This is a genomic window from Methylobacterium sp. J-001 (genome assembly GCF_022829565.1).
Taxonomy (GTDB): domain Bacteria; phylum Pseudomonadota; class Alphaproteobacteria; order Rhizobiales; family Beijerinckiaceae; genus Methylobacterium.
In genome coordinates this window covers 1-10,277 of sequence record NZ_JAKSYN010000220.1, presented here as the reverse complement: position 1 = coordinate 10,277, position 10,277 = coordinate 1, and the positions used below count along the sequence as shown (strand labels likewise).

At 60.7% G+C, this 10,277-nt stretch carries 9 protein-coding genes and 1 pseudogene; 5 read left to right on the top strand and 5 right to left on the bottom strand.

The annotated features are described in order from the left end of the window. Nucleotides 1-890 precede the first annotated feature (890 nt). Genes MKK65_RS29190 through MKK65_RS29180 form a run of 3 tightly spaced genes read right to left on the bottom strand, consistent with a single transcriptional unit; the run spans nucleotide 891 to nucleotide 2,434 of the window. Entirely contained in the window at nucleotides 891-1,340 is a 450-nt protein-coding gene (locus tag MKK65_RS29190; protein WP_313902070.1) for a response regulator, read from the bottom strand. 59 nt (nucleotides 1,341-1,399) lie between these two features. After that, a complete protein-coding gene (locus tag MKK65_RS29185; RefSeq protein ID WP_243961687.1) occupies nucleotides 1,400-1,666 on the bottom strand; it encodes a hypothetical protein in 267 nt (88 codons plus the stop codon). A 3-nt stretch (nucleotides 1,667-1,669) separates the two neighbouring features. Next, complete coding sequence (locus tag MKK65_RS29180; RefSeq protein WP_243961686.1) at nucleotides 1,670-2,434, bottom strand: Crp/Fnr family transcriptional regulator; 765 nt, start codon at nucleotides 2,432-2,434, stop codon at nucleotides 1,670-1,672. 497 nt (nucleotides 2,435-2,931) lie between these two features. Here MKK65_RS29180 and MKK65_RS29175 point away from each other — a divergent pair, with 497 nt between their 5' ends. Beyond that, entirely contained in the window at nucleotides 2,932-4,071 is a 1,140-nt protein-coding gene (locus MKK65_RS29175; RefSeq protein ID WP_243961685.1) for a PAS domain-containing protein, read from the top strand. A 520-nt stretch (nucleotides 4,072-4,591) separates the two neighbouring features. On the opposite strand, the gene MKK65_RS29170 is transcribed toward MKK65_RS29175, so the two are convergent. Both MKK65_RS29170 and MKK65_RS29165 read right to left on the bottom strand, forming a co-directional pair. Further along, a complete protein-coding gene (locus MKK65_RS29170) occupies nucleotides 4,592-6,337 on the bottom strand; it encodes a GGDEF and EAL domain-containing protein (RefSeq protein WP_279597028.1) in 1,746 nt (581 codons plus the stop codon). 297 nt (nucleotides 6,338-6,634) lie between these two features. Then, a complete protein-coding gene (locus MKK65_RS29165) occupies nucleotides 6,635-7,153 on the bottom strand; it encodes a PAS domain-containing protein (protein WP_243961683.1) in 519 nt (172 codons plus the stop codon). Between the two features lie 513 nt (nucleotides 7,154-7,666). On the opposite strand from MKK65_RS29165, the gene MKK65_RS29160 reads away from it, so the two are divergent. The 4 genes and pseudogenes from MKK65_RS29160 to MKK65_RS29145 all read left to right on the top strand — a co-directional run bounded on the left by MKK65_RS29160 (nucleotide 7,667) and on the right by MKK65_RS29145 (nucleotide 9,972). Continuing rightward, the gene (locus MKK65_RS29160; protein WP_243961682.1) at nucleotides 7,667-8,248 is read left to right on the top strand and encodes a recombinase family protein; all 582 of its coding nucleotides are present in this window, start codon (nucleotides 7,667-7,669) and stop codon (nucleotides 8,246-8,248) included. 135 nt (nucleotides 8,249-8,383) lie between these two features. Further along, nucleotides 8,384-8,845: a hypothetical protein gene (locus MKK65_RS29155; RefSeq protein ID WP_243961681.1), complete on the top strand. Its 462-nt coding sequence runs from the start codon at nucleotides 8,384-8,386 to the stop codon at nucleotides 8,843-8,845. Between the two features lie 121 nt (nucleotides 8,846-8,966). Beyond that, nucleotides 8,967-9,248: pseudogene (locus MKK65_RS29150) on the top strand (transposase); the annotation flags it as partial. A gap of 520 nt (nucleotides 9,249-9,768) precedes the next feature. Then, complete coding sequence (locus tag MKK65_RS29145; RefSeq protein ID WP_243961680.1) at nucleotides 9,769-9,972, top strand: hypothetical protein; 204 nt, start codon at nucleotides 9,769-9,771, stop codon at nucleotides 9,970-9,972. Nucleotides 9,973-10,277 lie beyond the last annotated feature (305 nt).

Here is a 10,277-nt window from a genome sequence, read left to right as displayed (position 1 = left end):
GCGGCGAGCCGCTTGTCGTCGGTCACCAGCGTGCCGTCCACATCGGAGATGACCAGGGCGATTCCGGTCGCCTTCTGTGCGTCCGTTGCCATCGCTCAGCTCCGTTCGGCTCGGGTGTGGGCTTCTTCGGCGAGCTGCGCCCCGGCCGACAGGATTTAGGGGCAGGTGGCATCTCTCCGACCGGCCACGAGCACGGGTGGGCAGGCCGATCCTGGATAGGTTGCGGTCCGGCGGGGGAAAGCTGGGGTGGGACGGCATCAGCTCGGCCGCAAACCCATCGATCGCGGTCGAGGTCATCCGTGCGGCCTGTAGCGCCTTCGTCTACGAGCGCCAAGCACGACCCAGAAACCTTATGGTCGCGTAAACGGCAGGACGACTGCGACGCAACCCCAACCAAACCAAAAGAGCGGTCTCATACCGTCGATCATTGATGGCAAGGTCAAGTTCCGGCTATGCAGTTCCATTGAGCTTGCCCTATTGGAACTCCGCGTCCGCTTTCGGGCGGACTATCCGGAGCCATTATCCACTCTAAGCGGCCTTTCCGCTGCCGACCCAACGCGGCCGCCGGGGTTGCCATGGGCGCGTCCCGAAAGCAGCCGTTTGTCGGCGGTCTGATAACTTCGGCTTGGGGTGGCAACCGGACTTTGGCCTTTCATCCCGAAGCGGACGAAAGGAAGCGGTGTCCAATAGGGCTTGCATGATGGAACGCCGCATCTGGAACTTGGCCGTCTAGAGGGGGACCTTACCTCGGTACGCTATCCTGGCCCGTAGGGTGCATCCAATCGGCTTTGCCGAAATGCGGTCGTGGCGATACGACGACAAGAAGGGCCAGTCTGAATGCTGGCCCTACATCCCTTGAGGGATCGCATCGCAAATGGCTTACTCAGCCACTAATCGCGCAGCGGCTCCGGCTTTTGCCCGTCCGGCAGGATTTCTTTGATATGCTCCCGGACCATCTCAGCCGAGAACGGCTTGCCGAGGAAGCGTGCCCCCTCTGGCAAGTCGCCGGAGCAAGGGCGAGCCTGCCCGGATGCGACGACGATCGCGATGTGCGGCCACTGGCCGGCCGTTTCCCGGGCGACGGCAAAGCCGTTGCGGGACCCAGGCATCTGCACATCGGTGAACAGCAGAACGATTAGAGCGTGCTTATCAGCCAGCAGAGCCATGGCCGCGTCGCCGTCTGCGGCTTCGAAGGTGTGGAACCCCGCCTCTTCTAGGATGTCCATAGCGGTCATCCGGATCAGCGCATCATCGTCTACGACGAGGGCGTAGGGGGCGTGTGATACTGGCGATTGGCTCATCTTTTGAAGGTACCTCACGCTTAAAAAAAGTTCGGGCACCGCGTTCCAGCAGGGCGTAGAAGCTCGTATCGCCCAACCAAAGGGCAGCGCCGACGCTGTCAGGTCGGCGCTAGGCGTCGTCGCAGCCAGCGCGTTGCCTCCTCTAGGTTCAGGAAGGTTGGAGCCCGTTTCCCTTGCAGCCGGCCGAACCCGACCTCAAGAAACCAGCTTCCGACATTATCGTGCTCGGGCTCGTCGAGGCGGACCAAAACCGCAACGAGCAGGCCGTTCGCGATCACCAGCATGCCGTCCCGATCTGGGCTGTCGGTGTCGACCGCGATCGGCTGCAGCACGACCAGCGTCTCGACGTTGCCCTGCTCGGACATCGGCTAGACCTCCTGAGCGCGGCCGGGCCAACTCAGGTCGCGGCGCTCGCCCCAGCGGGTATTGCGTAAGTGCAGGTAGTTCGGCGCGAAGCCACAGAAGGCCTTCAGGCGCTCGACATCGAGGATGGTGAGCATCCGGTGTTTGAGGTGGATCAGGCCGAGTGCGCGCAGTTCCCGCAGCGTCCGGTTCACGTGCACGTCGGATAGGCCCATCGTCTCGGCAATCTCGGTCTGCGTCAGCGGGAACGCGTAGCTGTTGTCGGTGACACGCCCGACCGCCTCCAGGCGCATGAGCAATTCGCACAGAAGGTGAGCGATGCGCTGACCTGGGGCACGTCCACCCATGTTGACCAGCCACTCGCGCAGCACGGCGCCGTCGACCAGGGAGCACCACCAGAAGGCGCGTGCGATACTGGTGTGATGCGCTGTGATCTCGTCGATGGCCTGACGGGGGATGTCCACGACCTTACACGCAGAGATCGTACCGATGCTGTGGTCCATCTCGTCGAGGATGAACACGTTCAGGTCGCAGAAATCGCCCGGCACGAGGAGGGCCATGATCTGGCGCTGGCCGTCCGAGAGTACCTTGTAGCGGCAGGCGAAGCCGTCGAGGATCAGCAGGACGTTGTCGGGTTTGTCGCCTTCCTGGATCAAATCCTGGCGCGCGCCGACCTGCCGGACCTTGAGCGTCAGCCTGTTCAGGGCCCAGCGGGCCTGTTCGGACAGCGGTTCGAAGCTCTCAAGCTTCCGCGTCAGCGCTTGCTGCATCGGACCGCCCCGGAGAGCGAGAGAACGAGGTAACCGTTCGAACGGTGCCCCTTGGAGGAACGCTGGACCGAGCCTCGCCGATCCACCGATGACACTGCGAGCACGACGTCGGATGTCCGCGCCCTGTCCTGTGATCGATGATCCGCCCGGTAAAAGACCCCGCCACCCAGTCCGGGCGACGGGGTTTGAGTGTGCTCGGGTCGGAAGAAGCCGTGCAGGCGATGAAGGGGCAAGGAACGCTCGCGCAGCTCGCTGCGCTCGCAACATCACAGCTACAGCGTGCTACCCATGGCAGTGACCGGAGATGCCCACCCGATCAAAAAGCGGGTTTCTCTGAGTTTTACTGACAATAGTTGGATAACCCCCATCGGAACGGCGATTAATTTTCCGTGAAAGTTTCGCGCAATAGTCTTTTGATAAAGGGACAAAGCGCGGTTTCCGTAGCCTGGCGATAGCTTGACACTTTGTCATGCGCGACCAAGGCGCAGGAACTGGCAATGACAGCAGAACCTCTGTGGGATCGTCTCTCTCTGGTGCTGTCCCCCAGCCCGAATGGCTACGGTTCACCTCGGCGCCGGTTACCTCCACAGCACCGCCTGTTCGATATCGGCACGATTGAGGCGGTACGGCGCGGCCTGTGGTCGGTCGAGACCCTGAGCCGGTGCATCGTTGAGGCGAGCGCGGACTGCATCGAAGTGCTCGACCCACAAGGTAATCTCCAGTTCGCCAACCCGACCGCTCTGCAGCAGCTGCGCAGCAGCGACACCGCCGAGAACGAGGGCGAGCTCTGGGCCCTATCCTGGCCGGATGAGGTGCGGGCAGCCGTTCTCGAAGGGCTCAAAGTCGTGCGGGAGACCGGCGTCGCCCGCTTCAGCCATTGGCGCCCGGGCCTCTCCGGAGAAGCTCGCTACTGGGACGTGACGCTCTCGCGCATGTTGGACGATGACGGGGATCCCATCGGCCTGCTCGCGGTCTCGCGGGACATCACCGCCTTGGCTCAGGCGGAAACCGACCGCGACCTGTGCTGCCGTGAGCTGAGCCACCGGCTGAAGAATGTCTTCGCCTTAGTCAACGGCCTCGTCACCCTGTCGGCACGCAACATACCGGCAGTTCAGCCGTATGCACGGACGCTCCGGGATCGTTTCACCAGCCTCGGTCGGGCGCTGGAGTACCTGCAGGTGCCGCCCCAGGATGAAGCAGCGCCGCGCCCCGCGCAGACCCTGCAGGTGCTACTGCGTACCTTACTCATGCCTTACGACGGCGTCGGCAGCGCGCATCGCCGTATCCGGTTGTTCGATGGGGCGGATGTGCCGATCCGCGACACGGCGGTGACGAGCCTCGCGCTGATCATCCACGAACTGGCGACGAACGCGGTCAAGTACGGTGCCCTGTCCGGTGATACAGGCACCGTCAGTCTGAGCTGTCGCCGCTACGACAAGAGCATCAGCCTGATCTGGTGCGAGCGGGGCGGGCCGCCGATCGAACGACCGCCGGAACATGCCGGGTTCGGCTCGACCCTGGTCCAACGCAGCGTCAGCGGCCAGCTTGGCGGCAAGATCACCTACCACTGGGAACTCGAAGGCCTGCGCGTGCTGATATCGATGCCGACCGACCTGCTGTTGCAGGAGGCGACCTGACGCGCGCTGGGAGACCTCAGGAGGCTGAGCACTGATCCCGTCCTCTTGGACGATCACCAGGGTGCGCACATCAAAGGTACACAGGAGCCCGTGCGGCCGGGGGCTGCCGACGAGTGGATGGGCTTCCGATCGTACGCGGTTAGATCAAACCGCAGAACCACCTCGCTTCGCTGATGCAAACCGCTTCTCGCCGCGTTCGGCCAGGATTGGGCAGAGAACTGGATCGGACTGCCCGCAAGCAGATCTTCTGAACTTCGGAGAGGGTCGAAATCGGACGGTACCAGGCACCAGATTTAGTGCTGGTAACAGCAGCCCAACAGCACGACCGGGCCTCGGAACGACCTATTGGCATGGCGCGGTCCAAGTTGGACATCCGCTATGAACATCACTCTTATCAGCGTGTCAGCGGACGGCTGGATATGGCGCCTGCCCGGTTTCTGAAGGCAGATATCGGTGGTGCTGCCCAGTCCGACTACTGTGCGTTAAATCCCGGCTATCCTACGTTGTTGGATTTGCTCTTTCAGCGTTCCATCCATCTCACGAAATCATCCACCGGCATGGGACGCGCAAAGAAGTAGCCTTGCACCTCATCGCAGGCGGTCGTTCGGAGCTGCTCCAGAACCGCTTGGCTCTCGACACCCTCTGCCACAACGCGATGGCCGAGATGCTTCGCCATCAAAACCATCATCGTGACCAGCGAGTGTTGACGCGGATCGGTATCAAGATCGCCCATGAAGGAGCGATCGATCTTCACGACGTGCACCGGCAGCCTCTGAAGATAGGACAGACTGCTGTACCCGGTACCAAAGTCGTCGATCGCCAGCCGAATTCCGGCAGCCGCCAAGTCCTTAAGCTGACGCAAAGCCTGCTCGGCGTCGTTCATCACCGCCGTCTCGGTGATTTCCAGTTCGAGGAACTCAGGCGGGACACCATGTCGAGCCAGGACTTGGCTCACACGGGAAGCAAAATCGGGCTCGTGCAGGTTGGTCGAGGAGATGTTGACCGAGACGATCAGCTCCATGCCGGCTGTATGCCATCGAGCCATCTGCGAGACCGCCGTCTCCAGCACCCAGGCGGTCGTTGGCGTGGCCAGGGCCATGCGCTCGATCAACGGAATGAACTCACCCGGCGAGATTGGCCCCAGCGTCGGATGCGTCCACCTCATCAGCGCCTCGGCCCCGACACAGTGTCCGGAGATCAGGTCGACGCGGGGCTGATAGACTAGATGGAAGCCGGTGGGGCTTTGCAAAGCCGCCTCGAAGTCGCGCAGCAGCGTGAAGCTTCGCTGAGATGCGTAATCCAGCGTATTCGAGTGGATCTGAAAGAGTTTGCCTTTCGAGCGCGCATCCTGCGCCGCTCCTTGAGCGATCCTCAGCACGTCAGTGGAAGGTAGATCGCCAAGGGCAAAGGGAGCAACTCCAATCACGGTCGTGCTGATGGCATCGGGTCCACCGAGCTTGCGCAGCCGCTCGGCCCGGACGGTCAAGTGTTCGCTGTATGCGACCTCATCCATTCCATCGGGAGCCAAAGCTGCCAGTTGTGTGGCGCCGACGTGGTAGGCCTTCCGCTGCGGCCCGATCAACAGACGGAAATTGCGCGCAGCTGTCTTGACCATACTATCGATGGCAGCCTGCCCCATAACGCGCACGACATGGTTCATCTGATCGACGGAGATCAAATCCACTAGGACCGCGATCCGCCGTTCTCCCAGTGTATGATCACGAGCAAAGTCGCTCAGGTCATCGATGAACTGAGTTCGGTTCGGCAGTTCGCTGATCGGATCGATGCGTCCGAAGGCATGCTGCAGCTCGATCTGAGCCATTACCATAGCGGCGAGATCATGCAACGCCGCCAACTCCGATGGGTGTGCTTGCCGAGGCGACGTCCCCAGGACGCACATGGCACCGAGCCCGAAGCCGTCTCGCGTGACAAGTGGGGCACCGGCATAGAAACGGATGCCGGCCTTCGCCAAAACGCTATCGTGATAGTAGGGGTCCGTCTGGAAGTCTTCGATCACCACCAATTCACGGCTCTCGGCTACCTGAGAACACGGTGCCTTTTCGCGCGTGATCGACCGGTGCTCTACACCGATCCTGGACTTGAACCACTGCCTGTCACTATCAGTCAATGAGACGGCGGCGATAGGCAGGCCAAAGATCTGGCTCGCCATGCGTGTGATGCGGTCGAAATTCTCTCCTGGGGCCGTATCCAAGAGGTCAAACCTTCGAAGTGCGTCAAGACGATCAGTTTCTGTGGCCGACGTCATAAGTCGTTCCCCATGCCGTCAGCGTACTGGCTGCGGTCGCCTCATGTCCCAGGGTGCGGCAAATCTCTACAACGGCCTCATACCGAGATCCCGCTTCAGCAGAGCTCTGTCTCGCACAGCATGACAGGGCCATGGCCCTCGATCAAACTTGATCTATACGTCAGAAATAAATCGCGGGGTAATCACCCCTCTGCTTTGCCTGGAGTAGCGCAAACACATTACTTACTTATTAAAATTGCTCGACGAACTCGCTGATGAAATACATCAAATGATGGAATTCATGTATTCAGGGCGCCATCACAATATTTCTTTCGGCTCTAAAGGGCGGAGATCTGCCTCACTAGAGCTGAACACACCTAGGCCGCGCAAGGCGTCCCCTAACAGATCGTTACTTGTAGACACCGCTCCATATCGCCCCCCATGGGTTTCAAATGGGCGACCGATGCGGCGCACCACCTCACGCTCGAACGCGATGAAGCCTTCGACCTTGCCAAGTACGTTGGACAGCGGCCGGCAATCGATCTCAGCTCGGTATTTGGTGCCATCGGCACGGTAGTTGGTCAGAAAGCCATGGAAACGTTCACCGACCCTGAGGGCGTGATGGAACGCATCTAGCGTCGCCCGACGCGTTTCCTTGCCCTGCATGAAGCGCGGGGTCTGCCCAATGATTTCATTTAGATCTCGCCCAACGAGGTGGCCAAAGGCCGAGTTGGCATAGACGATGGTCGGGCCCGGCCGCTCTATGGATGCGTCCGTAATGACGATGCCGACGGGGAGGTCGCGGCCGAACGCCCGGATTATCTCGACGATCGTCATATGGGTAAGTCGGACACCACTTATTGAGCCTCAGTATGCTGGCGGCCATGCGCAGAGTGAACCAAAGCGTTCTGCAGGGTGCGTCATGCAAACGGCTGGGACCAGCCGACTGGTTCCACACTGGTCTTATGCATTCCGACCGCACCGCAGCGGATAACCCTGAGATGGGTTCCCGCGTAGCCGTGAAGAAGGTGCGGTGTATCCCCGGTGTCCTCGTGGGCGGGTGTTTCATCCGGTTTAGCGCCCGTTCAGTCCACTTTCGGCATGGAAGCCAACAGCCGCAAATCCAGGCAACCCATTCGTCTGACTATGTGGCATCACGTGCCTAGAAGCGGACGCTCCCGGGGACCGCAATGGGTCGAAAGCAACCTAAACGTGATGTCGGTTATCCGACCGTTTTCCCGACGATCCGGAGCGGCGGGTCGCGAACCGCTCAAAACCGCCCTGTTTATGTCGGAAAAAACTGTCGGTTTTTCTATTGCCGGATAAACGGTGTTTTGGCACTGTCCCGACATGCTCATCGGATATGCCCGCGTCTCTACCCTCGACCAGAACCTCGACCTGCAGCGTGACGCGCTGACCAAGGCCGGGTGCGAGCGGTTGTTTGAGGAGAAGAAGTCCGGGAAGGCCGGGACCAAGCGACCGGAGTTTGAGGCGGCGCTCGCCTACCTGCGCCCCGAGGACGTGCTCGTCGTGTGGAAACTCGACCGGCTAGGTCGCTCGCTCGTTGAGATGATGCGTACCATCGACGGCCTGCGGGTGAAGGACGTGCACTTCCGCTCCCTCACCGAGCAGTTCGACTCCGCCACCGCCCATGGTCGCTTCGCCCTGCAGATGCATGGGGCCATGGCCGAGTACTTCCTCGACCTCAACCGTGAGCGCACCATGGAAGGCCTGAAGGCGGCACTCGCCCGTGGGCGCAAAGGTGGCCGGCCGAAGAAGCTGAGCGAGGCCGACGTCGAAGCCGGTCGGGCGATGCTGGCGGCGGGCACGATCAGCGTGGCCGACATCGCCAAGCGCCTCGGGGTGAACCGGGACACCTTCTACAGCTACTTCCCCCGGGCACGAGCCAACAGCACCGCCTTCAGGGGCTAAGCTCAAGCGCGGCTGGTGTGGCCTCGCGGTGCTGCCCACACCGACGCTCTCTCTATAATGACGGGTACCGCACGCCACCACGCGCGGTCCTCCTTAAGGTGCCGCTCGTGATCCGTGAGAGATCGCCGGAGCGATATGCCGATCAGCCAACGCCAACTCGCCGTCTCCCTGCTCGAGGCCGCTCACATCGCCGAGCGTCACGCGATCGCGGCCTTCGTCGCCGACGCAGCGACACAACCGGCTCCTAACCCGTTCCCACAGACCAGCGTCGGCGCCGTGCGCCAGGTCTGGCGGCAGCGTGCTGCGGAGTTCCGGTCCTTCGCTATCGAGGAGATCGGGCTGATGTGTTTGCTGGCGGCGGTATCTGGCATGGGCGTGGACGAGACGCTCGTGCAGGAAATCCTACGGGCTGGGCCGCACACCGCGAACGTGTTCCATCATGGTGATGGCTGCCGGATCGTCGGCGTCGTGCTCTACGGCAAGCCAGGCACCGGCCTGCCGTGCCGTCCGACATCGAGGCTTAAGCGTGCTACTCCCACCTCCCGGTCGCGGGCCCGCATCGCAGTGGAGCAGCTCGATCTCTTTGCGCAGGTCTGAGCCTGACAGTCTCTCGCAGCCCCTTCCACAGCGCCATCCCGCAGGTGCCCGCTAACGGCGCCGTGGGTGTATACTGCACCGCGCCAATTAGGCGCGAGCATCCCTTCCCTTATGTGCTTCGCGTACACCGCGCGGGCAACGCTGCCGTATCGCGGTTCCCAGCGGCCACCATGAAACCACCGCGGTCACGGCAGCCCTGCGGGCGAGCGGCCCCTTAGCCCATGAGCTGATGTACGGAACCACGAACGGCAGGCGCTTCCGAGCCTATGTCGCCGACGTCCTCGTGCCCGTACTCCGCCCGGGTGACACGGTGGTGATCGACAACCTCGCCGCCCACAAGGTCACCGGCATCCGGCCACTCATCGAAGCGGCCGGGGCAGGCCTGATCTACCTGCTGCCCTACTAATAGAGGTAGCCAGGCTGGCTTTGCTCGCCCTCAGACCATGCCACTGTGCATAGAATGTAATAATGGCGGTTGACGAACCTGATCCCTGGTATGATGGAAAAATCATTCTCGCTCTCGACGACGGTCCAAACACGATATGGATCTATATCAGCAGGCAATTCCTCGTACGAACAGACATAATCTCCACACGATTGCGGGATCGGTTGAAAGCGCCGTTCGAAGGTGGACCGTGAGCCACGACGAGTACGTTGCTTGAACTTCGACGTTTTGGTAGTATTACTGATCATATTAAAGCTCCAGAATTTTGATGATATATATGTTATATTAGCATAATAATTCAGCATGAAAGCAAAATTATGCAGAAAGCATTTGTTTTGAAGGACTGCAGTGAAAAACTTAAACCAACGAGCTTGCCGCTCGACATCGTTCTTTTAAATAGGAACCGCTTCGAGCGCGGTCTTCGCAAATTGCTCGTCCGTCAGCCAGAACTGGACCATCGGCTCCTCCCACAGGAGCCGTGACTCACAGCCGCGCCATCCGCGCCACCGTTATACGTCCAGATGCCAAGAAAAATCGCGAGCAGATTGCTCTAGCGCGCGATCGCCTTAACCTGCAGCGATCTCAACTGGATTTCGAGCAGAAGATCCGCAAACTTGGCACGGCCTCCGCTGATGCCATCAACCGTCTTGCCGTTCCGAAAGCTCACTTGGACGTGCCATGAAGCTAAGCGTTAGCCTCGAATTCGTCGCATGATTTAGTAATTATCCGACAAATTTCGTTATATATCTCTGTATTGGTCATCGTATCAACAATGTGTGAAACATTTGGATGGAATGGCAAGAATTGAGCTTCATCTAATAGTTTATCTAGCAGCGAACAGTGAGTTTGATCGGCCCCCACGAGGTGGTCCAAGGGTAGAGTTAGTGCACGGTGGGCCGCTCCGCCACGGGTAGCTTGGCCGGCGGAGCTGGTCTGGCAAGCGCAGCCGGCCAAGCGGAGAAGGCTGGCATGAACACCTCCGGGGCC